This window comes from Streptomyces jumonjinensis, assembly GCF_009600885.1.
Classification (GTDB): domain Bacteria; phylum Actinomycetota; class Actinomycetes; order Streptomycetales; family Streptomycetaceae; genus Streptomyces; species Streptomyces jumonjinensis.
In genome coordinates this window covers 227,330-250,665 of sequence record NZ_VCLA01000170.1, presented here as the reverse complement: position 1 = coordinate 250,665, position 23,336 = coordinate 227,330, and the positions used below count along the sequence as shown (strand labels likewise).

At 67.3% G+C, this 23,336-nt stretch carries 18 protein-coding genes and 1 pseudogene; 7 read left to right on the top strand and 12 right to left on the bottom strand.

The window, feature by feature from the left end:
- Positions 1-58: 58 nt before the first annotated feature.
- Positions 59-220: pseudogene (locus FF041_RS39385) on the top strand (TetR family transcriptional regulator); the annotation flags it as partial.
- Between the two features lie 26 nt (positions 221-246).
- Here the strand turns inward: FF041_RS39385 and FF041_RS39380 are convergent.
- Positions 247-1,647, bottom strand: a complete 1,401-nt coding sequence (locus FF041_RS39380) for a hypothetical protein (RefSeq protein WP_228388635.1) — start codon at positions 1,645-1,647, stop codon at positions 247-249.
- 351 nt (positions 1,648-1,998) lie between these two features.
- On the opposite strand from FF041_RS39380, the gene FF041_RS25915 reads away from it, so the two are divergent.
- Positions 1,999-2,601, top strand: a complete 603-nt coding sequence (locus FF041_RS25915; RefSeq protein WP_153525017.1) for a TetR/AcrR family transcriptional regulator — start codon at positions 1,999-2,001, stop codon at positions 2,599-2,601.
- A 116-nt stretch (positions 2,602-2,717) separates the two neighbouring features.
- On the top strand, positions 2,718-3,584 hold the full coding sequence (locus FF041_RS25910) for an AraC family transcriptional regulator (protein WP_323392720.1): 867 nt from the start codon (positions 2,718-2,720) through the stop codon (positions 3,582-3,584).
- A 280-nt stretch (positions 3,585-3,864) separates the two neighbouring features.
- On the opposite strand, the gene FF041_RS25905 is transcribed toward FF041_RS25910, so the two are convergent.
- The 11 genes from FF041_RS25905 to FF041_RS25855 form a co-directional block, all read right to left on the bottom strand.
- Entirely contained in the window at positions 3,865-4,221 is a 357-nt protein-coding gene (locus FF041_RS25905) for a hypothetical protein (RefSeq protein WP_153525015.1), read from the bottom strand.
- A 717-nt stretch (positions 4,222-4,938) separates the two neighbouring features.
- The gene (locus tag FF041_RS25900; RefSeq protein WP_153525014.1) at positions 4,939-6,417 is read right to left on the bottom strand and encodes an AAA family ATPase; all 1,479 of its coding nucleotides are present in this window, start codon (positions 6,415-6,417) and stop codon (positions 4,939-4,941) included.
- The gene (locus FF041_RS25895) at positions 6,414-7,652 is read right to left on the bottom strand and encodes a DUF262 domain-containing protein (protein ID WP_153525013.1); all 1,239 of its coding nucleotides are present in this window, start codon (positions 7,650-7,652) and stop codon (positions 6,414-6,416) included. The genes FF041_RS25900 and FF041_RS25895 overlap by 4 nt, the downstream gene beginning before the upstream one ends.
- Before the next feature lie 122 nt (positions 7,653-7,774).
- The gene (locus FF041_RS25890) at positions 7,775-10,717 is read right to left on the bottom strand and encodes a type I restriction endonuclease subunit R (protein ID WP_153525012.1); all 2,943 of its coding nucleotides are present in this window, start codon (positions 10,715-10,717) and stop codon (positions 7,775-7,777) included.
- A gap of 44 nt (positions 10,718-10,761) precedes the next feature.
- Complete coding sequence (locus FF041_RS25885; protein WP_228388623.1) at positions 10,762-11,862, bottom strand: restriction endonuclease subunit S; 1,101 nt, start codon at positions 11,860-11,862, stop codon at positions 10,762-10,764.
- Positions 11,863-11,975: 113 nt separating this feature from the next.
- On the bottom strand, positions 11,976-13,517 hold the full coding sequence (locus FF041_RS25880) for a type I restriction-modification system subunit M (RefSeq protein ID WP_153525010.1): 1,542 nt from the start codon (positions 13,515-13,517) through the stop codon (positions 11,976-11,978).
- Positions 13,514-15,061 (bottom strand): type I restriction-modification system subunit M, encoded by a 1,548-nt coding sequence (locus tag FF041_RS25875; RefSeq protein WP_323392717.1) that lies wholly within the window; start codon positions 15,059-15,061, stop codon positions 13,514-13,516. The genes FF041_RS25880 and FF041_RS25875 overlap by 4 nt, the downstream gene beginning before the upstream one ends.
- A gap of 350 nt (positions 15,062-15,411) precedes the next feature.
- The gene (locus FF041_RS25870; RefSeq protein ID WP_323392715.1) at positions 15,412-15,894 is read right to left on the bottom strand and encodes an NUDIX hydrolase; all 483 of its coding nucleotides are present in this window, start codon (positions 15,892-15,894) and stop codon (positions 15,412-15,414) included.
- A 10-nt stretch (positions 15,895-15,904) separates the two neighbouring features.
- On the bottom strand, positions 15,905-16,144 hold the full coding sequence (locus tag FF041_RS25865) for a hypothetical protein (RefSeq protein ID WP_228388622.1): 240 nt from the start codon (positions 16,142-16,144) through the stop codon (positions 15,905-15,907).
- A gap of 30 nt (positions 16,145-16,174) precedes the next feature.
- Complete coding sequence (locus FF041_RS25860; RefSeq protein WP_153525008.1) at positions 16,175-16,744, bottom strand: GNAT family N-acetyltransferase; 570 nt, start codon at positions 16,742-16,744, stop codon at positions 16,175-16,177.
- Positions 16,741-18,024: an XRE family transcriptional regulator gene (locus tag FF041_RS25855; protein ID WP_228388621.1), complete on the bottom strand. Its 1,284-nt coding sequence runs from the start codon at positions 18,022-18,024 to the stop codon at positions 16,741-16,743. The genes FF041_RS25860 and FF041_RS25855 overlap by 4 nt, the downstream gene beginning before the upstream one ends.
- Positions 18,025-18,255: 231 nt before the next feature.
- Here FF041_RS25855 and FF041_RS25850 point away from each other — a divergent pair, with 231 nt between their 5' ends.
- The 4 genes from FF041_RS25850 (at position 18,256) to FF041_RS25835 (ending at position 23,315) form a co-directional block, all read left to right on the top strand.
- The gene (locus tag FF041_RS25850) at positions 18,256-18,702 is read left to right on the top strand and encodes an ATP-binding protein (RefSeq protein WP_153525007.1); all 447 of its coding nucleotides are present in this window, start codon (positions 18,256-18,258) and stop codon (positions 18,700-18,702) included.
- A 54-nt stretch (positions 18,703-18,756) separates the two neighbouring features.
- Positions 18,757-18,936 (top strand): FxLD family lanthipeptide, encoded by a 180-nt coding sequence (locus FF041_RS25845; RefSeq protein ID WP_153525006.1) that lies wholly within the window; start codon positions 18,757-18,759, stop codon positions 18,934-18,936.
- Between the two features lie 234 nt (positions 18,937-19,170).
- Positions 19,171-22,086, top strand: a complete 2,916-nt coding sequence (locus FF041_RS25840) for a lantibiotic dehydratase (RefSeq protein WP_153525074.1) — start codon at positions 19,171-19,173, stop codon at positions 22,084-22,086.
- Complete coding sequence (locus tag FF041_RS25835; protein WP_153525005.1) at positions 22,083-23,315, top strand: lanthionine synthetase C family protein; 1,233 nt, start codon at positions 22,083-22,085, stop codon at positions 23,313-23,315. Before FF041_RS25840 ends, FF041_RS25835 begins: the two co-directional genes overlap by 4 nt.
- Positions 23,316-23,336: the final 21 nt, after the last annotated feature.

Genomic DNA, 23,336 nt, shown 5'->3' with positions numbered 1-23,336 from the left:
GCAAACGCTGCTCGGTGGTCCGGGTATTCCAGAGGCGGTTCCGCCTAGACTCGCCGGTATGACGACAGCGGCGACGACACCGGGACCGGAGGGGAAGGAGCTGCCGCTGCGCGAGCGCAAGCGGCTGCGCACCCGGCGGGCCCTGGTCGAGACCGCGCTCGCCCGGTACGCCAGGGACGGCTTCGAGCGGACGACGCTCGACGACATCACCGACGACGTCGAGATCTCGAAACGGACCTTCTTCCGCTACTTCGCCTCCAAGGAGGATGTGGCGCTCGCACCGGAGAAGGAGTTCTGGGCGGCCTTCCTCGACGTACTCCGGGAGGCCGAGCTGACCGGTCCGGTCCTCGGGGTACTCCACCGGGCGCTGATCACCTCCCTGGAACGGATGGGCGAGGAATGGGAACGCCGGTTCGCGGAGAGCCGGCGGCTCGTGGAACGGACCCCGGCGCTCTCGGCGCACAGCCTCCAGCACTGCGCCGAGACCTCCGACGCCGTCCTGGCGCTGCTCTCCGTACGCCTGGGACCGCTGGGACCGCTGATCGCGGACGACGGCGGCCCGGCCGGGCCGGGGGCGGACGAACTGCGGCTGCGGATCGCGCTGGAGATCACCGTGGCCGCCTTCCGGTGCGCGCTGCACGCCTGGTCCACCGGGCCGGCGGACGCGGGCCGGCCGGAGCTGATCGCCCTGACCGACCGCGCGTTCGCCGCCGTACCCGGCAGTCTGGACCTCATGGCCCGGCCCGCCGCGAACGACTGACCGGACTGATCCGGATCAGTCCGGATCAGTCCGGTCAGTGATGGACGCGGGCGCCCGGCCGGAACCGTGAGGGTGTTCCGGCCGGGTGCCCGCCCTGCCGTTGCCCCGGTCGAATCCGGGGCAACGATCAGATCTGCGGCTTCGGGTGCGGCGGGGACACGTCGAACGGGCGCCCCGCCCAGCGCCCGGGACTCCGGCAGCCAGGACGAGATGATCAGGCTGGTCCGGTCCATCAGCTGCTCGGCGCCGAGCTGCGCGGGCAGGAAGCGGCCGAAGGCGTCCAGACGCTCCAGGTACTCCAGACCCTTGGAGATGGCGACGGACTGGTCGGCGTCGCCGGCCTTCTCGGCGACGGTGATGATGCCGATCTGCTTCTCCTCCGGCTGGAACATCAGCCAGACGCTCGACAGGCCCTGCTTCTCGGCCTCGTCACGGATGGCCGGCCACACCTGCTTCAGCAGCTGCTCGACGCTGTCGTCAGTGTAGGAGTAGCGCTCGAACCGGTTGATGTGGTGCGAGGTGGCCATCGGCTTGAAGTCGTGCGCGCCGGTGACCTTCCAGTAGTGCCTGTCCACACCCGGGAAGCGCGACCAGAACTTCACGCCGGGCTCCGGGAAGAGCTCCTCGTTGGTGAAGTGGTTGTAGTCGAGGACGTTCTCCCAGGTGTCGAAGAGGTAGCGCCCGCCGATGTACTTGACGCCGGTGGCCGGGTCGAAGCGGAGCGGGGTGTACTTGTGCCGCATGCCGGGACGGATGTCCATGTTGGGGCGCTCGCGCTCCAGCATGTCGACGAGGTCCTGGGTGGAGTAGCGGTCGTCCAGGGGGAAGTCGGAGGTGAAGGCGGCCTCCGCCTCGATCGGACCGGTCTTGTAACCGCGGACGTCCATGACTGTTTCCTCTCTCACTGTGTGCTGCCGCTCCCCGGATCGGGCGATCCCGCTCACGGCGGGCCCTGCCGTGACACCGGCAGGGCGGGGAGATCTGTTCCGGGCGCGGCCCCGTCCTGGGGCCGCGCCGAGACCTGTGGCACTCGGCTCTCTGAGGCGCCTCGTGCCGCGCGACCGGTCCGCGGGGCGCGGGCCCACCGGGATTCCCCTCGCCCCGGCACATCCGATGTGCCGGGCCCATGGGTGGCCCAGGTGACCCCGTACGCCCCGATTCCATCAACCGGACCGCTCGGTCATGTTTGAACCGTAGCACAACATGACCGCGTGGTCCGATTAGGTAGGATGGGGACCATGATGAGAGCTGACGCCGTGCGCAACCGACGCCTGCTGATGGACGCCGCCGCGGCGGAGTTCGCCGAGAACGGCATGGACGTGTCGATCACCCGCATCGCCACCCGGGCCGGGATCGGCAAGGGAACGGTCTTCCGGCACTTCGACACCAAGGAGCAACTGCTCGCCGAGATCTTCAGCGACCGCCTGGAAGAACTGGTCACGGCCGGGCTCCGGCTCGCCGAGTCCGACGACCCGGGTGCCGCGCTCTTCGAGTTCATGACCATCGGCACGGAGATCCAGGCCCGCGACCGCTCCTTCTGCCAGGCCGCCGCCGCGCTCTCCCGCAGCGAGTCCGCCGTCCACGCCTCCCGCGAACGCCCCGCGGACGTGGCCGAGACCCTCGTCGCCAAGGCGCAGCGGGCCGGGGCGATCCGCGACGACATCACGGGCCTGGACATCGTGCTCCTGCTCAGCGCCGCCTCCCAGGCCGTCCTCAGCATCAGCGAGGACGCCCCCGGCCTCTGGCAGCGCTACCTGGCCCTGATCTTCGACAGCCTGCGCCCCCAGAACGCCCACCCGCTGCCCACCGCCGCTCCCACCCGGGCTCAGTTCACCGGCTGATCGGTGTGGTGTGCGCGGGCCGTCGGGGGCTTCCCGACCGGACCGGGCACAGGATGTCGGGTCCGACAGGGTGGGGCCTTCCTAACGTGGGTGACCGAAAGGGAAGGAGGCCCGGGGTGCTGGAGCGGCTGAACCAGGCCATGGAGCACATCGAGTGCCACCTTGATCAGCGGATCGAGGTGCCCGACCTGGCGCGGATCGCGGTGACGTCGGAGTACCACTTCCGGCGGCTGTTCTCCGCGCTGGCGGGGATTCCGCTCTCGGAGTACATCCGGCGCAGGCGGCTGACAGTCGCGGGCGCCGAGGTACTGGCCGGGGAGCGGACGCTGCTGGAGGTCGCGGTGCGTTACGGCTACACCTCGGGGGAGGCGTTCGCGCGGGCGTTCCGCGCGATGCACGGCGTCGGTCCCGGTGAGGCCAGGCGGGTCGGTGCGAGTCTGCAGTCCCAGCCGCGGATGTCCTTCCGCCTCATCGTCGAAGGGAGTAGCAGCATGCGGTACAGGGTCGTGGAGAAGGAGGAATTCCGTGTGGTGGGCAGGAAGGCGCGCGTCCCCCTCGTGCACGAGGGGGTGAACCCGGCCATCGCCGCCTTCATCCGGGGCCTCGGCCAGGAGACGCTGGAGCGGATCCAGAGCCTGTCCGATCAGGAGCCGGAGGGGATCATCTCGGTGAGCGACAATCTGGACGCCAGTCGCGCCGAGGGTACCGAACTCGATTACTACCACGGCGCGGTGACCCGCGCCGCCGTGCCTGAGGATATGGAGGCGCTCACCGTCCCGGCCGGGACGTGGGCCGTCTTCGAGAACTCCGGGCCGTTTCCGCAGGCGCTCCAGTACCTGTGGCGGGACGTGTTCACGCAGTGGTTCCCGTCCAATCCGTACCGGAGCCGACCGGGGCCCGAGATCCTGCGGACCCGGCTGTCGCAGGACGCGGCACAGGCGGACGCGGAGTTGTGGATCCCTGTGGAGCGGACTGAGGTCTGAGCGGTAGCGCGCGGCGGCCCCGGGCCGCCGCGCGCTGAAGACGTCGTCAAAATCGCGGAACGGTCTCGGGATGACTCGCGGCGGTCTGACGGACGGGCAATGGGCGTTGCTGCAGCCGCTGTTGCCGCGGACGGCGAGGACGGTTCGACCGCCGAGGTACCGGCGGCAGGATCTTCAACGGGACCTGGTGGCGGCTGATCGCCTTCCGGGGCCTCCGGCGCGGCGGGCACCGACACGGTGCCCGGGTTCGGGGCAGCGCGGTGTCGCGTCAGGGCCGCCGCTAGAGGATTTCGAGGAGCCAGCCGACGGGGTTGTCGTCGACGACATCGCCGCCGCTCTTCTTCACACGTCCGACGTGGATCTTCTGGATCCCCTTCGGGAGTTTCTCGGCGAGACGGCCGGCGCCCTGGTTGACATCGATGTCCTTGGCCGGGAGCCAGGTCGTCCCGTTGTGGAACTGCACCTTCAGACGCACATCCGCCCAGCTGGACCCGAAGCTGATGTAGGCGTCGCCCCACACCCCGGTCTGGTTGGGCTGGGGAATGGCCAGCAGAAGGGCGTCCTGGTAGTGGATCAGCCCGCCGCTCTCGTTGAACGTGAAGCCGCGGGTTACGTCGCCGAGCTGGAAGACCGCCATCAACGCTCCTTGTGACGAGGGAACACACAGCTCCGCCCGCAGAACCAAAGATCCACAGGCAGCAGTGCTCCCCACGCTATGAGCCCGGCTCCGACATCTTCATACAATCCGCATCCCAAACCGCCCGTAAGAAGGACACCGAACCCGCCACAACAACTCTTCCAGCCGGCATTCCCCCTCCTCCGCGCCAAACGCCGGCGACAGCACGGGTGCCTGCATGTGCGCCTCCAGCGGAAGGACTTCATGGCGTCTCCAAGGAGTGCAACGGCAAGACGCCACAGTCGGTATCAGGGATATCAACTACGTAATGGACAGTTGGATTTAATCTGCCCGAACGGGTGAAGCACCCAGCATCACCAGAGCCGGCTCCGGCTCGCGCGGCCCCGGTTCGAAGGTCCGACAGCCCCGCCCCCCTGGCCCCGGAAAAGCGAAAAACCCCAGGTCACGGCGAGTGAGTCCTGAGGTTCTTCAGAGCCGCCTTCGGGATTCGAACCCGAGACCTACGCATTACGAGGGCCCGCAAGATCATCCTGACTGGTGCCGAACGATGCCGCAGAATCCCGTTTCCCCAGGTCAGAGACGTCTAACCTTGATCACCATCATGCTGAGTCCACCCTAGTGCCACCCAGTCCGCTCACGCAGCGCTCACGCACGTGCTGGCATGGTCACGGCGGACGCGACGGCGGAGGTTTTGTTCCTACAGTCCGTGCCGATCCCTCACGGCGAAGGAACCACTAGCCCCCGGATGCGTTGCATGAGCTGGTCAGTCTCTCCGCGAAGCCCAGGCAGAGATCGGATCTTGCGCGCCGCAAAGGAGATCAACCGCGCTTCGTCCACACCCGTGTGTTCGCTCACCATGAAAGGTTGATCGTGAGCGTTGCAGACGCGTGCCTCCTCCAGAGCTCGCTTCAGCACATCCTCTGCAACCCCAAACTCTCGCACTGCCGCGCTGGCGCGCGCCTCAAGTACCTGAGTAACAACCGCCTCGGGATCAACGTGGCCTGGCAAGTAATCCAACCACTCTCCTTGGCGCCCTGCTTCGAAGCGCACATCGCCGTCCAGCACACCAAGAAAGGCCATTGTTGGCCTCGTCGGCCCCAAGGCGCGCGCAACAGCTACGACGTTGTCCGCACCCCGCACATCCTGCACGCGCAGAGCGGGGGCAAGCTCAGACAGGTGGTGGCGCAGCAGCTCCTCCAACATCTGTCGGGCGAAGCGGTCCTCGACCAGCAGCACCGCTTCGGTCCGCGGAGCCATACCCAGCTTCCGGCTAACTTGAGCCGGAATAGCGCCGGCCAAGATGCTCGCCTGGGCCACACCACCCACACCACGCTCTAGAGTGCGCAGGGAAGTACTCGGCAGTCGGTAGGCGAACTCCGGTGAGTGCGAAGCTAGAACGACGGATAGCTCCAACTCGATTGCACGGGCGACGATGATGTCAAGCAGCCGCCCGCGTGCGCGGGGCGAGAGAAAGTTCTCGGGTTCATCGAGCAGCACAATGCTGCCGCGCGGTGCCGAGCGCAAGGCGCGCAGGATAACGCAAGCGGCGAGCTCTCCCAAGCTCATCTGCCCCGGTCCATAGGTGTCACCGTGGCAGCTGAGTTCGTAGTAGAACCAGGTGGGAGACTCGCCAGCGGCCGGAGAGCGGCGGTCCAACTCCTGGTGTGTGGCCAGATCGTACGGACGCCCCATGATCGTGCCAAGTGCGTTGTCAAACCACGCACTGCGGGGAGCCTTCTCAGCCGTGGCTCGCTCGCTTTCCAGCTCGTGCATCGGCACCCGGCTCACCTGGGCCAGCACGTCGCAACACTCACGTGCAGTGTCGACGTACACACACGGGGTTCTGGCCTCAACAAGGTCCACCTCGCCCGTCGACGCCCCTGCGCGGTCCTGCTTCCGGTGCCGCGACTGTCCCGTCAGCCGTACAGCGCTGGGCCCCGGCGCACCGTCTAGCGGGGCTTCTCGTTGCAGGTGCCGCGCGAGCGTACGCAGGAACTGCGTCTTGCCCGCGCCGCTCACCCCACACAGGAGCGTGACACCCGGCGCCATCTCAGCTGCAAGTGAGCCGAGGTGTGCATGTCCGTCGATCTCCACCCTGCGCAGCGGTGAACGCACCCGACCACTGGCCAGTTTGCGGTAGTGATTCCCGATCTGGGCCCGGCTGAGGGCCTCCACCTCCTCCGCGTCCCGGCTCAATTCCACTCCCCCCAGGACTTCAGCGCCCCGTCATCCCACAGGACCTGGTCAATCCGGTCTTCCGTGAACGGCCCAGCGGCGGCTCTGGTCAGCGCTGCGTACATGCGCAACACGTCCGGCACGGGAGAAATCCGGCGTGACGGAGCACCGCCCGTTGCCACCAGGAACAGCCAGCCAACAGCATCCCGTAGCACCGTCGATTCGGGTGTGTGCGCGCCCACTGCGGCCACCTCGTTAAACCGCTCCAGCAGTGCAGCGTGGGGCAGTTCACGGAATGCAGACCTCAGCGGCGGGGCTGTTCCTGGCTCAAGACTTGCCGCTCGCCTGCGGCGCTCAGGTTCCAACCAGTCGAGCAGATACCCGAAATGGTGCTGGGCACCAGGCCCGAACGCTCGTCGAGCCCGCACCATCACTAGCAACCAGCTCAACAGCGTCGGTTTAGTGAACCGGACAGCAGGCATGTCGAGAGCGGGTAGCGACAACAACCCCTTGAATGCTTCTGCTACTTCATCACGTGTCTTTTCGGCCACCGCATCACCAGAGCGCAGCCGAGCGTTCAGTTGCTCGCTGCCCACCGCCGCGGCGCGAACGCTGCCGGCTTCTACGGCGACCAGCACCCTGCTGATCACGTCCTCGTAAGCCAAGCCCACGTTTCCAAAGCCAAATCGCTCCTCCCCTAGGCCCCAGTCAACCGCCGTGGCCACGAGAGCTCGGACCTGCTCGCCGAAGGAACCCGACTCGACCAGTCTGCGGCCCGCCTCGGGTAGTCCGGTTTCGGAATTGAGCCTCAGCACGGCGGTGCGCAACTCGGCGGGCGGTAGCGCGTCAAGCTCTAGGAGGACGAGGGGATACTCGTCGACTGCGGCTCGCAGCCCCTGCGGGAGGTCCGCGTATGTACTTTCGTCGGATTCACGCAATTCACGGGCAGGAGGCGTGAGCCTGCCGTCGACCCGCAGGTCGCCGCGGACGAACTCGCCAAGCGCCGCCAGACGTCGCTGACCGTCAAGCAGCACTCTTGATCCATCCGCCTCGCGAACGACGAGCAACGTGCCGATCGGCCAGCCACGCAGTACGGAGTCGAGCAACACGTGCTTGTGATGGTCCGACCATTCTGCACCGCCGGACGGCTCGGACGCCTGGCGCAGCCTTCCGTCGCGAAGCTGTGCAAGTGCCTCACTCACGGTCACGACGGTGGGCCGTGTCGCCGACGCGCGCAGGTCGTGGGACGGCGTCATGACACTCGCCTCCTCTCCCGTGGGGGGTAGCCGCTGGCCTGGGAAGCGCAACGAAAGCCGCTGCCTGAAAGCACCGTACGGCCAAACACTGACATCCGGTGGACCATGGTTCGAGAGCCGCCTCAGTAGTACTGCCGGATGTAGTCGTACGCCTTCTGGAACAGCTCTTCGTCCCGCTGTAGCCGGTAGCGCACCAGCGTGCGACGCAGCGCCTTCTTCACCTCGCGCTCACCGCCGGCGGTGTGCTGCCAGCCCGGAAACCGCACCGCCTGGACGATGCTGTCGATTTCCTCGACCAGTTTCGCAACCGCCACAGGGGTTCCCTCAGATCGGGACGACTCGAAGAGCCGCGTGAGCGCGTACTTCCCCTGCTCCTCCGGTTCCTGCCGCTCCTCCTCGGCCTCTGCCCGCGCGGCCTCCTCCGCGAGGGCTAGCAGCTGGAAGAGATACTCCCGGCTGAGCATCTGACCAGCCTCGTACTGCTCGCGCAGCCGCTCCAGCTTCTGCGCCAGCGAGTCGAAACGCGGCTCGCCGCTGCGGCGACCGAGCCGGTCCGCAAGCCGGGGCTGAAGCTGCCGGATACCGTGTTCGGGCACGCGCTGGAGGTACTCAGCCATCTTGGCGTCAATGACGAGTGTGTCGAGCCGTTCGGGCGGCACGTCCGCGTGGATGTGCTCGTTGACCAGCTCACGGGTCTTTGGACCAAGCACCCGCCACAACAGGGGGCTGGTGGCGTTGCTGGGCTGCACGGAGCGGTGCACTTTGACAAGCCAACGATAGTCAGCAACGTATTCACTCAGCCGCGGATCGGGTGAGAGCGCCTCCCAGAGCCGGGACAGCTTGGCGAACTCCTCCGCGAACGCCTCGCGTGTCCCATCGTCGGGCAGCCTGTCCTGTGCCGCGAACAGAGCTTCGTAGCCGTCCTCGGCACGGTCCACACCGGGAAAGAAGTCCAGACACGAGCGCAGGACGCCGGGGAACCGGTCCCACAGCTCCTCGATACTCGTCACCGCGCGCTCGACAGCCCGCTCGTCGAAGCGCATCGCCTGCCCGAGCCGGGCGAAGACGCCGAGGTAGTCAACGATCAGCCCGTGAGACTTCGCCTGTTCGCTGCTGGGACGCTGGTACGGGCGGTTCACGCGGCAGACAGCTTGGAGCAGCGTGTGGTCTCGCATGACCTTATCCAGGTACATGGTTTGGGCGATCGGGGCGTCGAAGCCGGTAAGAAGTTTCGCCGTCACGATGAGGACCTTCAGCGGGTCATCCGGGTCACGGAAGCGGTCCAAGAGCGCCGCCTCCTCGTCCTTGCCTCGTCCAAAGCGCTTCTTAACCTCCTCGGATTGCCCTTGGGTGGACATTACGACCTCGCTGGTCTGCGGCCCCAGCAGCGCGTCCAGGCGCTCCTTGTAAAGGATGCACGCCTCCTGGTCGAAGACGACGACCTGCGCCTTGAACCCCTCAGGATTCACCTTCTCCCGGAAATGCCGCGCAATGTCCTCGCACACGAGGCGGATACGCTCAGGAGCCTTGATCAATGCCCCCATGCGGGCAGCACGGTTGGCCATGGCAGCTTTCTCGCGCGGGGAGAGCCGTTCGGCGAGCTTCTCGAACTCGGCGTCGATCACCTCGCCATCGATCCGGAAGCGCGCGTCGCGCGGCTCGAAGTGCAGCGGTAGCGTAGTCCCGTCGCGCAGGGAGTCGGCCTGGGTGTAGCGGGAAAGGTAGCGGCCCTCGTCCGCCTCGCAGCCGAACGTCTTGAAGGTGTTGACGTCGGTGCGGTTAATGGGAGTGCCGGTCAGACCGAAAAAGACGGCATTAGGCAGGGATTCACGCATCCGCTGGCCCAGATCTCGGTCTTGAGTGCGATGCGCCTCGTCCACCAGGCAAACGATGTCGCGGCGTGCGGACAGAACCCGGTCCAGGTTCTGGAACTTGTGCACGGTGGTGACGATGATCTTCCGCTGGCCCGTCGCGAGCATCTCCCCGAGGTCGTCACCGGAGTCTGCAGTGACCACGTTCGGTATGTCCGAGGCCCCGAAGGTGGAGGTGATCTGTGTGTCGAGGTCCAGCCGGTCCACGACGATCAGCACCGTAGGGGCACCCGTCCGGGGGTCAGTGCGCAGCGCCTGAGCGGTGAACACCATCAGCAGGGACTTGCCGGAGCCTTGGAAGTGCCACACAAGTCCCTGCCTGGGCGCGTCCGGGTCATGCGCCGCGTCGGCTGCCCTGTCGGCCATCCGTCTGCCCGCCTCGTACTGCTGGTAGCGGCAGACATTCTTGATCTTCCGATGGCGTTCATTGGTGCTGTACGCCGTGAAGTTCCGGACAATGTCCAGGACGGTAGGCGGGTTCAGCAGACCATCGACTGCTTGACGGAGGTACTCGGGGCCGGACTCGGGAAGCATCCCCCGTCCCCCCGGAGACCACCACGGGCTCCATAGCGGGAGAGGCAGTCGGAGACTGCCGTAGCGCAAGTCTCGTCCATCCGTGGCAAAGCACAGAGCGTTGGGGACGAAGAACTCCGGCACGTCCTGCTGGTAGCCGTCCAGCTGGAGCGCCCCGTCAGCCCAGCTTATGCCAGCACGCGTAGCGGACTTCGTCTCGCCCACGACCAGGGGAATACCGTTTACCCATAGCACGTGATCGAAGCGGCGCCGGGTCTCACCACGACGGAAGGTGACCTCCGTGCTGAGGTGGTACCGATTGCGGGTGGGGTCATCGAAGTCGACAAGCCGGACCGCGACATGCTCATGGTTCGGCCCGAAGGGCATCGAATGATCCTCGCCGAGCAGCCAGGAGCGGAATTCCTCGTTCGCCTTGATCAAGCCTTCGCCACGCGCCGAGCGGATCAGCGCGGTGAGTCGGTAGAGCACCTCGTCGGCAAGGTCGGGATCAGACGCGATGGTGGGATTGAGGCGAACCAGTGCATCACGCAGCTCGGACTCGACGATGACATCCTGTTCGGACCGGTCCAGTTGAGCGCTGGGCCGAACCCACGCAAGGCCCGGCAGGGCGATGAGCTGGTCGGTCACGAAAGCCTGGACCGTGTCGCGCTCGTTGAACATCCGCCACCCCTAGCTCACCCTTGGTTGCCTCGCGCCCCTCGTCGTCACTCCTCGCTGCCGGCTCCTGCCTGCGTCGTCACGTCAGCTGACGGTTCCGGTCCCTGCAACAGCATGTCCAAGGTGCGTTGCATCAGGTTACGCGCCTGCGTGAGGTCCTCGGTGAGGGTGGTACGCAATTCACGTGCGGCTTCGAGACGCTCGACGACCCGTCGCTGAACAGAGAGAGGAGGGACGGGGATTGGCTGGGCGGAGAGGAGGCCAGCGGGGAGGTGCGCAATCGAGGTGGTTCGCTTGGCCACCCGTGCGAATGCCCCCAGATGCTGACATCGGCGGAACCAGCCGAGGGCAAACTCCGGCAGCACCTCCTCGCCCGCGCGGAAGCGCAGCAGTGTCATCTGGAAACAGCAGCCGTCGATCTCTCCGCGGTACATAGCCGACCGGCCAACGTACTCAAGGCTCTGCCCTTCGTTGAGGAGCACGTCCTTCGGACGCAGGGCGTACTTGGCGTAGGCGCCAGGCTCGAAGTTCATCTCCAACACGTCGTCCAGGAACAGCTCGTCGTCTCCAACGTTCGCCACACGCAGATACGGGCGCAGGTCCGTGCCCTCGTGCACCTTGGGCTCCCGCTTCATGCCCAGCTGCACCTCGCCTGCCTGGTCGACTCGCCGCACCGGCCACGCCGGCTCGTCGTAGAGCTCTGCCAGCGCCGCCAGCTCCGCCTGCCGTGCGGCCTCCAGCGCGGTGGCCTTCGCCCGCACGGCCCCTTCGAAGGACCATAGAAGATCCGCAATGCGGCGCTGTTCGGAGAGGGGCGGGAGGAGGAACTCGTACTTTGCGATGTCCGGCCAGTTCACATAGGGGTTGACTGACCCCCTCGACCAGGACACCGAATGCCGGTGGAAGGCGTCGGCTGTCATTAGGAAGGGCAGAAAGTCCGGGAGGAGCTGGCCCGGCTCAGCGCTTTCCACCACGAACGTCGTGTTCGCACAGACCCCCTCGAACTCCGCGTAAGCGACCTTGCGCAAATACGTCCGCCGGGACCCGTAGAGGACCTGTCCAGGATGGAATTTGCGGTGGAACGCGGGACCAAGGGTGCTTCCCTTCACATCTCCACAACGGGCGAGGTGAAGCTGCTGGGAGTCCATGTGCTCCCCGGCCACAAATCGCTCCAGCCCGTCTGCCGCAGGATCTGTCGAGTCCTTCACCTGACGGACCAATGACCCAAACAGCACAGTGCGCCAAGCTTCCTGTTGCACGCTCATTCACCTCCTCGCAGTCGCGCGACCAGCCCTGCCACCTGGCGGGTCATAGCGGTGGTGTGTACGTCCCACTGCGCGAGCGCCTGCCGAAGCGGAACCTCCCCGTCAACCACGCCGTTTGATGGCCGAGTACCGACGATGCGGTTGATCGCCAGGTCTGCCCCGCCGTTCAGCAGCGCGTCCCTTTCCATGTCGCGCGAAAAGCCGTCGACGTCCTGGCATCCTCGGTACGCCCGCAGAATCTCTGCGATGTGCTCCTCGCTGAGGAACGACTGCCCCCGCACTCGCTCGATCAAATGCGCCGCGTCGATGAAGAGCGCCTTCCCCTCCCGCCCCGGACGCTTCCGGGTGCGCATCACCACCACGCAAGCTTCCATTGGCGAGTTGTAGAAGAGACCAGGCCCGAGTCCCAACACGCACTCCAGGAGATCAGACTCGATCAGTCTTTCCCGCATGGCCCGCTCGTCTTCCCGAAAGAGCACACCATGTGGGAAGAGGATGGCGCAGCGCCCAGTCTCGGGGTCCAGCGACGCGGCGATGTGCTGAAAGAACGCGTAGTCCGCCCGCCCTTGCGGCGGGACTCCCCACATGTTGCGCTGGTAGGGGTCCTTAGCGAACAAAGCACGCTTCCACCCCTTGATCGAGTAGGGCGGGTTGGCGAGCACCACGTCGAAGCGCCGCAGCCGGTCGCCCTCGAAGAACAACGGCTCAGCCAGCGTGTCACCACGCTCGACCCGGAAATTCTCGATGCCATGCAGGTAGAGATTCATGCGGGCGATCGAGGAGGTCATCACGTTGAACTCTTGCCCGTACAAAGCGAGTCGCCGGTGGTCCTTCCCCTGCCGCTTCAACTCGGCCGCCGCGGTGACAAGCATGCCACCCGTTCCACACGTGGGGTCATAGACCGTCTCGCCCGGCTCTGGTTCGAGCATCCTGGTCATGAGCCTGACCAACGTCCGGTTGGTGTAGAACTCCTGGGCAGTGTGTCCGGAGTCGTCCGCGAACTTCTTAACCAGGTACTCATAGCCCCTGCCGAGTTCGTCTTCCGGGACCCGTGCGAGAGAGAGCACCTGGGTGGAGAAGTGTTCCAGCAAGTCCCGGAGTGTGGCATCCGAGAGCCGTTCCGTGTTCGTCCACTGCGCGTCCCCGAACACTCCGCCAAGCTGTTCGAGATTTGCCTTCTCGATCGCCTTCATGGCCTTAGCAAGCGCCCCGCCGAGCCCCGAACGGGCCTCCCGAACCTCCGTCCAGTGGTGACCTTCGGGGATTTGGAACTGATAGTTCTCCTCCTTGGCCGCCAGCTCCGCATCCCCGTCGTACATAGCAAGGGCCTGCTCACGCTCCTCGTCATGCACGTCACAGATCCGCTTAAAGAAGAGCAACGGAAAAATGAACTGCTTGTAGTCGCCCGCGTCGATCAGCCCCCGCAGTCGGACAGCCGCCCCCCACAGGTAGTTCTCCAGCTCCCGCTGGTCCAACTGCTCCGGCTCCACATCCGTACCGGGCAGCGACTCGGCCACAGCGGTCTTCGTGCTGCTCATCCGAGGAGCCTCCATTCCTTGAGCTGGCCACGCAGTTCGTCCTCGGCCGCTGCCGCGTCCGTCAGGGCACTCTCCAGGGCGGCGATGGCCTCTCTCAGCGGAGGTAGTTCTGCGGCGCGGTCCTTCCCGACGTAGAGCGCGATGTTGAGGTTGCCGTCGTTCCCCTCGATCTCCGAGCGGTCCACCAGGCGACTACGCCCTTCGATGTCCGCGCCGGCGCGGTACCAGCCGTGGATGCGGGACGTGTGCTCAGCCTCGAGCACGTTCTGGTTGCGCCCCTTGCGCAGCTGGTCGGAAGCGTCGACGAAGAAGATCGTCCCCTGTCGGTGTTTTGGTTTCTCCGAACGCAATACGAGAACACAGGCGGCGAGCCCCGCACCGTAGAAAAGGTTCTCGCCCAGACCGATGATCGTCTCGATCGCGTCTGACTCGATGACCTTCTTCCGGATGCGGGCCTCGGTCCCGCCCCGGAAGAGAATGCCCTGCGGTAGTACAACAACCGCCCGACCGGTGCCGCACCTCATCGATGCGATCATGTGCTGCACCCAGGCCCAGTCGGCCGTGCCGCGCGGTGGCACACCGGTCTTACCACGTCCGTACGGGTCCTTGGCCCACTCCTTCTCGCCCCACGCGGCCAGCGAGAACGGCGGGTTCGCGATCACGCAGTCAAAGGTACGCAGCCCTCCATCCGGCGAAGAGAACTGAGGGGCACGCAGGGTGTCACCCCGCGCCACCCGGAAGTCCTCGATTCCGTGCAAGATGAGGTTCATACGGGCGATGCCCGAGGTTGTGAGGTTCTTCTCTTGGCCGAAGACGTTGCCCCACAGCCGCTGGCGAGCCACCCCACGCCTGTCGAAGTGGTGGGCTACCTCGATCAGCATCCCGCCCGTGCCGCAGGCCGGGTCGTACACCGTCTCTCCCGCCTGCGGGGCAAGGATGTCCACCAATAGGTTGACCACGGCGCGCGGTGTGTAGAACTCGCCAGCCTTCTTGTTGGACAGATCGGCAAATTTCTTGATCAGGTATTCGTAGGCCTGCCCAAGCAGATCCGCGTCGGCATGCGCATCACCCAAGAAACGCGAGGAGAAGTGATCGAGGAGCGCCCGGAGCACGTGGGGCGGCACCCGGTCACGATTGGTCCACGGAGTGTCACCGAAGATCCCCTCGAGAGTGTCCGGGTTTGCCTGTTCGATCGCCCGGAGTGCATCAGTGAGCACCCGGCCGAGCTTGTCGTCGGACTCTGCCACGACGTTCGCCCAGAGATGCCCCTCTGGGATGAGGAAGCGATGTTGATCAGCCTTCGCCGCAAAATCTCGGTCGCCTTCGGAATGCGCCAGAGCGTCGTCAAACTCCTCACCGTAGACGTCGCACAGGCGCTTATAGAAGAGCAGCGGGAAGATGTAGCTCTTGAAATCTGCCTGGTCGACCAGCCCCCGCAGGAGATGGGCAGCGCCGAGCAGATGCGACTCCAGCTCACTGAGGGTAAGCGCGCCAGTTGTATCTTGTAGCAGTCGCAGCTGCTCGGGCGCTTGCGGCTGAGCCACAGCGGGACTCCACTCCATACGAAGGCGGCAAAGACCTGCCAAGCGTAATGGCGGGGCGGAGTCGGCCACACCATCCGCTACTGTCCGCATCCGGGCTGTCACGGTCTCCATGTACTCGAGCGATCCGGTGACCGGTAGTCGCGCTCCCTGGCGCGGCCCGGATGGATTCGATCAAGACGCAGCTCCTGGGCTCCCCCAGCAAGGCCTGCCGACCGGTGTCTATGCCCGTTGGAGGAGGATGGCACCCGCTGTCCTCCACGATGAGCCGGTTGCTCGCAGGCATGCCTAGGGTCATTCGGAGACCCAGACGGCTTCGAAGCGCTGTGCATGGCTGCCGAACACAGATGGGATCAAGCTCCAATTTCCAACGAATCCCCGTGCTCCAAGTAAGCAGTCAGGCCGTTCGCCCGGGCGTTGATGCCGGCGGAGATGCGGCGCGCGAGGCGGGGGATGGTGAGGCCCGGCACCTGGTCGGCATCGTGGAAGTCGTAGCCGCGGAGCTCGTCTGCTTGCAGGGCGATCTGTCGGCGGTCGTCGGCGCTCAGGCGACCACCGTCGCAGAGATAGAGGATCTTGTCTCCCTCTCCGGGATTCGGCGCCCAGTCCACGACGAGCAGGCGACCGATGCGCAGTGCGATGCCGAGTTCCTCCTGGACCTCACGCACGCAGGCTTGCCTGGGTGACTCCCCTTCTTCGACGTAACCCCCTGGGATGTCGCGGTAGTCCTTGTAGGACGGTTCGACGAGGAGGACTCGATCAGATTCGTCGAAGAAGAGAGCGCCGGCAGCCATGCGGGGGCGGGCCATCTTCGCTTCGTGCTCGTTCTCGCTCACAGTTCGGACTTTAGCTGCCCACGACGACGCCCAGTCTGCGGGCCAGATCTGCCACAGGATGGGAAGGCCGGCCCTTGGTGCCACGTATCCAGCCGATGACCAGTTCCCGGCTCAGGTAGTGGTGGCGCACCTGCTCGGGCGCGGCCTGTTCGGCGTCCAGCAAGACAGCCAGGGCTTCGTCGGTGCGGTTCCAGAAGCTCAGCGCCCTGGCGACTTCGAGGCTGTGTCGTACGCGCCGCTCCACCGGCATGCCGGCCGACAGGCAACGAAGAGTGGTGCGTCAGTGAGGTGCCGAACCCGTCACCGAGCCAGCGGGAATGGCGTGAATCATCACCGTGAGGACTGGTGAAGCCGTTGATGGTTGGCTCTGGCCGATGTCTTCGTACCCCCACGACCTGTAGAGCGCGCGGACCTTCCCGTCGCCAGCGGCCGGGTTGACCATGAGCGTGACGTACGGCTCCTCGCGGGCGGCGAGGAGGGTGTCGTGGATGCGCCGGGCGGTGCCGGTCTTGCGCCAGGCCGGTCGGACGCCGATCTCCTTCAGGGCTAGGACCGGGCGCTCGGTGTACTTCTCGGCCGGCTCTGGGGTGGTGCGTTGCCAGTAGCGGTCGCCGCGCTCGATAGTGTTGCCGTAGGCGTAGCCGACCGGCTCATCGTCGGCGTACGCGAGGACCGCGACGAAGCCCGGTTCGGTGCCGTGGCGGTCCAGCCGTTCGCCGAAGGTGGTGACCGCGTAATTCGGGAGGTGGAGGAGCGGGGCGCGTACGTCGGCGTAGACGTCGAGGAGGTCGCCGCGGACGGGGTCGAGGGTGGTGAAGGTGCGCAGTTCGATGGTGGGGGCCGTGGTCATGCGGTAGTCCTCCAGGTGGCGGCGTGCTCGGTCCAGGTCTGCGCGGTGGTGCTGCCGGGGGCGGTGGCGCGCAGGGCGGCGCCGAACTCCTGGAGCATGCGTGCTACCCGGGCGTGGTGGGTGGCGACGTCGGTGGGGACCTTCATCGCGGTGGCCGTGGCGGCGTCCGCGGCCCCCTGCGCGAGCTGGGCGTGGGCGAGGCGGGTCGTCGCGATGGCGCGGGATCTGATCATGTGGGGGCGGAGCGCGGACAAGCAGCGGTGGGCGTGGTACTCGGCGGTCGGGTAGTCGCCCAGGGCCAGGTTCGCGGACAGGGCCAGCGAGTCCAGCTCGGCCTGGTCGTAGAAGGCGAGCATCCACACGGGGCGGTATTCGGTGGGGTCGGAGCGCAGCATGGCCTCCTGCGCCTGGTCGAATGTTCGACGCATGCCGCTGCGGTCCTGGGCTGTGCCCTGGATGGCTCCCTGCCGGGCCAGGCCGAGGGACGCGAACAGGGGGTCGCGCCGGGTGAGGAAGAGGTTGCGGGCCACGTCGTTCGCGGCGAGCGCGTCGGCGGGGCGGCCGAGGTGCCGGTACATGGTTCCGGTGTGGCTCCAGATGCGGAACTTGATCGCCTGGTCCCCGGACATCTCGGCGAGGGCTTGGGCCTCTCGCATGTGGGTCTTCGCGACGTCATAGCGCCGGCCGTCGATCGCGGCCCACATCGCGGAGGAACGGAACGCTGCTGCGGAGGCGTAGAGGCTGCTGCGTACGCGCTGGGTCGCACTGCCCGCGTTCTGGAGGTTCAGTGCCTCGTCAGCGAGGGCGGCGGCTCGCTGTTCGATACCGAGCTGGCCGCCGTGCCGGTGGTCGCTGGCGATGATCTCGGTGAAGCGCTTCTGCAGACGGTCGACGTCGCTCATGCCGATCCGGCGTGGCGACGCGGTGCCGGGTGACGCCGCGTCGACGGCGGCCGTCGCGATCCCGCCGACGAGCGTACGGCGCTTCATGTCAGGGTCCTCCTGCTGCGGTGGAACCAGGGCCGACGGAGTCCTGCCCCGTGGAACGAACCCTAAAGCGGTGGCGGGCAGACCGGCGATGTCCTCAAGCGCCTTGCGGGTGGCCGACTTCGGCCACTTCACACGGCCGGCCTTCCAGCCCCGGACCGATGAGCCGTCGAGCCCTCCGGGCCTTCCGGTCAACTGCTCTAAAGACCTGTTCACAGCGTCGGCAAGGCTGTTGGAGCTGTAGCCGTGCTCTGCCATCCACGCCTCAAGAACGGTGTTGCGCGTGGCATTCATCCCGGCACGGTAGCGCTCGCGTCGCCCAATCGTCAGGTAAATGCTGGGGCAAATCGCCCTAGGTCGACCCGTTGAGCGCATGCCTGATGGTCCTAACCAACCGAACGGAAGCCGGGGTTATCTGGGTGTCGGCCGCCCACCATCCCGGGCGGCTGTTGACGGCCCGGTCCACACGCTCACATCTCGCAAGGGGCGGACCGGGCGCCGAGACAACCCGAAGGCTCCATTCCCATGACGAGTCTCAACACACCTGTCCATGCCGCCCGCGTCGGGCGTCCCGCCTACAGCCAGACCATCCCGTGCCAGCCGTCCACCGCTGAGACCTGCCGCAAGCTCGTCCAGCGTGTACTTGGTGCGTGGTGCCTGGATGAACTCGCCGACGGTGCCGTGCTGATCGTCACGGAGCTGATCGCGAACGCGTCGAAGCACACCTCGTGCCACGACATCCGTCTGACCGTGGGACGACCGAGCGCGTCGCGAGTCCGTGTCGGCGTCGTGGACTGGGAACCGGAGCGTCTGCCCGCCGCCGGCCACGCGGATCACGGTGATGAGTCAGGCCGCGGCCTGCTCCTCATCGACGCGGTGTCGGACTGCTGGGGCTATGACCTGTACGGCTCGGACAGGTGCCCATGGGGCAAGGAGGTCTGGGCCGAGCTTCAGCTCACCAGCGACGGATGAACGACCCGTCGGCCACATCAATCAGTGAACCCATGAAACAAGGAGGTAGTCACCATGACGCGCAACACCGTGGTACCCAGTTTCACTCCGGTCCGCCCCCAGGCACCGGACGCATCGGACGGCTTCGACCTGGACGTCTCCCTCGCCGAGATCGCCGACCCGGCCGGGCTGGTCAACCTGACCGACGACAACTGCGGTACCACCTGCGGGGCCTGCACCACCAACGTCGCCTGACCTGTCTGTGGCCAGTTCGGCTGGTGCCGCCGCCTTCGTGCGGCGGCACCAGCCGCCCGTTTCCGCACCCTACGGAGGTAGTCGGTGGTTACGACGACCGCGGCATTCCGCGCCGGAACAACTGCCCTCGTGCGCACCGTCGCCCAGTCGCCGCTGGCGGTCCCTCCCTGGCCCGACCTGGACGACGGGCTGCCCGATGCCGCAGCAAATCAAGCGGCGTGGCTGTGCGCGGTCATGGCGGACGAGGACTTCGCCGAGACCTTGAAGCACTCCAGCCCTGCCCTGGCCGCGCAAGTACAGGGCCTGTGCACGGGTCAACGGTCCGATCCACGGGCCCTCCGGCGTGCGGTGCTTTCCGTGGTCCGATACCTGTTGCGGGCCCAGCACCGGGCGACTCCTTTTGGGCTGTTCGCCGGTGTGGCCACCGCGAAGTTCGGATCGCAGGTGAGTGCGGACTGGGGCGAGGAGCATGTGCTCGTCGGCCGGGCCGGGGCGGAGTGGCTGTCCAGCGTCGTACAGCGGCTGGAGTCGTGCCCGGAGCTGCTCGAACGGCTGCCCGTCGTTGCCAACAGCACCGCGTCGGTCCGTGGGGACCGGCTCATCGTGCCGTTTCAGTCCGATGACCGAGGCGACGGGACCAGTGCTGTCGAGGCGTCACTGACCCTCACCTCACCCGTGCGTGCGGCCCTCACCGCAGCCGAGGAGCCGATCGGGGTTGGGCTGCTCCTGAGCAAGCTCCGGGCGGAGTTCCCCGAGGCCGGGCCGGAGAAGACCCGTCGGCTGTTGGCGGAGCTGATCCGACGGCGGGTGTTGATCACCAGCCTGCACGCCCCGAGCACGGAGACCGACGCTCTCGGGTACCTCCTCGACCAGCTCGACGCCGTCGAAGCCGAGAGCATTGCACGGATCTCGAAGACGGTGGCCGAGCTGCGCGCGATCCGGTCAGCCTTGAGGGAGTGCTCCACGCATGACGGTCGGGACAGAGCCGCCGCGCGGATGCGGGAGCTCGTGCCGGACGGGAAGCGCCACCCCATCGCGTTCGACCTACGGCTGAACGCCCAGCTCGTACTGCCGGAGGCGGTGGCCCGGGAAGTCGAGCGTGCCGCGCTCGTCCTGACCCGGTTGAGCGCGCGCCCGTATGGAACCGTTGCGTGGGGTGAGTATCACCAGCGGTTCTACGAGCGGTACGGCATCGGCACGATGGTGCCGCTCAAGGAGGTCGTGGCAGACAGCGGCGTCGGCTATCCCGAGGGCTACCCGGGCACGCCGGCCGGTGCGCGTCGGCCTCGGGTCTCCGCTCGGGACGACGTACTCGTACGCCTAGCGCAGACAGCCGCGCTCGAAGGCCAGAAGGAGGTCGTCCTCACCGACGAGCTGATCGCCGCTCTCGATGTGGGGCCCGACGAACCACGAGTACCGCCGCACCTGGAGGTGGGCGTACGGGTGCACTCAGCCAGCTTGGACGATTTGCGGCGCGGGCGGTTCCGACTGGAGATCGTGAGCGTGTCACGCGGTGCTGGCGTCTCCACAGGTCGCTTCCTCAGCGTGCTGGAGCCTGGCGACCGCGAGGCGCTGAGCACGGAGCTGGCTGATCCCCCGACCGCGGACGGCGACACCGTGCCCGCGCAGCTCTCCTTCCCGCCGCTCCTCCCCGAGAGCGCTCACGTCACTCGTACACCTCAGGTCCTGCCCACCGTGATCAGCCTCCAGGAGCATCGCGCCCCGGAACCGGGCGTTCTCACCCTCGACGACCTCGCGGTCGCGTGCGACGGACGCCGGATGTACCTGGCCGCTCCCGGGCGGGGCCATCGTGTCGAAGCGGTGGGGATGAACGCGCTGAACCTGCGCACGCACACCCCGCCGCTGGCGCGGTATCTCACCGAGCTGTCCCGTGCCCAGTGTGCACAGGTCACCGTCTTCGACTGGGGCGCCGCCGCAGCGATGCCGTTCCTTCCGCGCCTCCGCTACGGACGAACGGTGCTGGCCCCGGCGCGCTGGCGGCTGGAGTCGTCGGAGTTGCCCAGCGGCGCCGAGTGGGACGCAGCCCTGGCCGACTGGCGTGCCCGTCGACGGCTGCCGCGTCACGTCTATCTCGGAGAGGGCGACCGGCACCTCTTCCTCGACCTCGAAGAGGCCGGTCACCGAACGCTGCTCCGCCAGCACCTCGACCGTGCGCACACCGCCATGCTCGTCGAAGCCCCGGAGGGGTACGGCTGGTGCGGTGGGCGTGCCCACGAGGTCGTCTTGCCGCTCAAGGCGGTACGGCCGGCGGTGTGGCCGCCCCTGCCCGCCCCCACCCCGGCTCGTGCACTCTCACCAGCACAGATGCAGCCGCCAGCCACCTCCCCCGTACTCCTGGCCACCCTGTACGGAGATGCCCGCCGCCAGGACACCGTGCTCGCCCAGCACCTGCCCGGCCTGCTGGAGCGGCTCGGCAACCCGCCGTGGTGGCTCATCCGCTTCCGCCACCCGGCCCAGCATCTCCGCCTCCGTATCGCCCTCCCCCATCCGGACGCCTTCGGCGAGACCGCCCGTGCGGTGAGCGAGTGGGCCGACGAACTGCGCCGGGCCGGCCTGCTTGCCGATCTGCGCTATCCGACCTCGTACCGCGAGATGGGCCGCTGGGGTTCCGGAGCGGCGTGGGAGGCTGCCGAAGAGGTCTTCCGGGCCGACTCGCGCGCCGTGATGACGCAGCTCGCGCAGCGGCAGCGTCCCGGCCAACGTGCCCTGGTGGCGGCGCACACTGTCGCCATCGCCTCCGCCTTCCTCGGCAGCACGGAAGCTGGGATGCGGTGGCTGGTCGACCACATTCCGCCGACGGCTCCCGTGCCCGTCCCGCGCCCGCAATTCGCGGAGGCCGTACGGCTGGCCGACCCCCGTGGCGACTGGGCGGCGCTGCGCGGAGTACCGGGCGGGGACGTCATCGTGTCCGGGTGGGCGGAACGGGACGCGGCCCTTGCCGCCTACCGGCCCCATCTGCCGGGCCCGGACACTCAGGGAATCGCCGTCGACGACGTTCTGACGTCCCTCTTGCACGTCCACTTCGTACGGCATGTCGCGGTGAACTTCCCCGAGGAAGAGGTGTGCCTCTACCTGGCGCGCGCTGCCGCTCTCGCCTGGATCGCCCGTACAAAGGGGAGGCCATCATGACCACCCACCCGGCCCTTGACCTGGCCGACGCCATCTCGTCCCAGCTCGCCGATCCCGATGTGCCCCGGTCCTGGGCCGTGCCCGCGTACGGGCAGCACCTGGCCTATGGCCCTCCCGGCATCGCACTCCTGCACATCGAACGGGCCGCGCACGGCCTCGGGCCGCGGCAACGCGCTCACGACTGGCTCACCGCCGCCTCCCGCCAACCTCTCACCAGCGGTCCTGACAGCCACCCCTTCTACGGCGCTCCCGCCCTCGCCCATGCCCTGGCCTGTGCGGCGGACCGCTTCCCCGGGGCCTACCAGAGTGCCCTGGACTCGTTGGACCGACAGATCGTGATCGACGTCCGGCGCCGTCTGGAGGCCGCTCATCGCCGCATCGACGCCGGACGGCTACCGCAGCTCGCCGAGTTCGACGTCATCCGAGGACTCACCGGATACGCGGCCTATCTTCTGCGCCGCAGCCCCGACGGCGACACGACTCGTGCCGTGCTCGCCTACTGCGTACGCCTCACTGAACCGCCGACCGAGCAGGACGAGCCCCTGCCAGGCTGGTGGACGGAGACCGGCCCCTCGGGCAATCCGGACGACCGCTTCCCCGGCGGCCACGCCAACCACGGCATGGCGCACGGCATCGGCGGCGTACTCGCCCTCCTGGCCTTGGCCGCCCGGCATGGCACCGTCGTCAGCGGGCACCACGCGGCGATGCGCACCATCCTGGCGTGGCTGGACCGCTGGGAGACCGGGCCCGGCCCGGCATGGCCGTACTGGATCACCCGGGACGAACTGCGTACCGGCCGCCTCACCCCGTCCACGCCCCGGCGGCCATCCTGGTGCTACGGGACCGCCGGTCTCGCCCGTGCTCAGCAGCTCGCCGGGCTCGCCCTCGGCGACACCCGCCGCCGCGTCCGGGCGGAGAACGCCCTCGTGGCTGCTCTCACTGACGCCGACCAACTCAAGGCCATCACGGACAACGGCCTCTGCCACGGCGTCGCAGGGCTTGCCCACCTGGCGGCCCGCGTCGCGGAGGACGCCCATGCCACGACCGTGGACCGGATACGCGCCGCGATCCCGGCGCTCCTGAACGAGATCCTCCCACCGGACGCAGCGCTCGGGAGCGGAGATCCTGGCCTGCTCGACGGTGCTGCCGGTGTCGCCCTGGCGCTCATCGCGCCCAGCACCACCACCTCGCCCCGATCCGCTTGGGACTCCTGCCTGCTCATCGCCTGATCCACCGCCCGAAGGACCCTC

Excerpts from the sequence above, each read along its gene's own strand:
- FF041_RS25855 (WP_228388621.1), bottom strand. The coding sequence starts at position 18,024 with ATGAATGCCACGCGCAACACCGTTCTTGAGGCGTGGATGGCAGAGCAC.
- FF041_RS25850 (WP_153525007.1), top strand. The coding sequence starts at position 18,256 with ATGACGAGTCTCAACACACCTGTCCATGCCGCCCGCGTCGGGCGTCCC.
- FF041_RS25835 (WP_153525005.1), top strand. The coding sequence starts at position 22,083 with ATGACCACCCACCCGGCCCTTGACCTGGCCGACGCCATCTCGTCCCAG.
- FF041_RS25905 (WP_153525015.1), bottom strand. The coding sequence starts at position 4,221 with ATGGCGGTCTTCCAGCTCGGCGACGTAACCCGCGGCTTCACGTTCAAC.
- FF041_RS25865 (WP_228388622.1), bottom strand. The coding sequence starts at position 16,144 with ATGCCGGTGGAGCGGCGCGTACGACACAGCCTCGAAGTCGCCAGGGCG.
- FF041_RS25885 (WP_228388623.1), bottom strand. The coding sequence starts at position 11,862 with ATGGACTCCCAGCAGCTTCACCTCGCCCGTTGTGGAGATGTGAAGGGA.
- FF041_RS39380 (WP_228388635.1), bottom strand. The coding sequence starts at position 1,647 with ATGGACGTCCGCGGTTACAAGACCGGTCCGATCGAGGCGGAGGCCGCC.
- FF041_RS25880 (WP_153525010.1), bottom strand. The coding sequence starts at position 13,517 with ATGAGCAGCACGAAGACCGCTGTGGCCGAGTCGCTGCCCGGTACGGAT.
- FF041_RS25840 (WP_153525074.1), top strand. The coding sequence starts at position 19,171 with ATGGCGGACGAGGACTTCGCCGAGACCTTGAAGCACTCCAGCCCTGCC.
- FF041_RS25895 (WP_153525013.1), bottom strand. The coding sequence starts at position 7,652 with ATGACGCCGTCCCACGACCTGCGCGCGTCGGCGACACGGCCCACCGTC.
- FF041_RS25860 (WP_153525008.1), bottom strand. The coding sequence starts at position 16,744 with ATGACCACGGCCCCCACCATCGAACTGCGCACCTTCACCACCCTCGAC.
- FF041_RS25845 (WP_153525006.1), top strand. The coding sequence starts at position 18,757 with ATGACGCGCAACACCGTGGTACCCAGTTTCACTCCGGTCCGCCCCCAG.
- FF041_RS25890 (WP_153525012.1), bottom strand. The coding sequence starts at position 10,717 with ATGTTCAACGAGCGCGACACGGTCCAGGCTTTCGTGACCGACCAGCTC.
- FF041_RS25915 (WP_153525017.1), top strand. The coding sequence starts at position 1,999 with ATGATGAGAGCTGACGCCGTGCGCAACCGACGCCTGCTGATGGACGCC.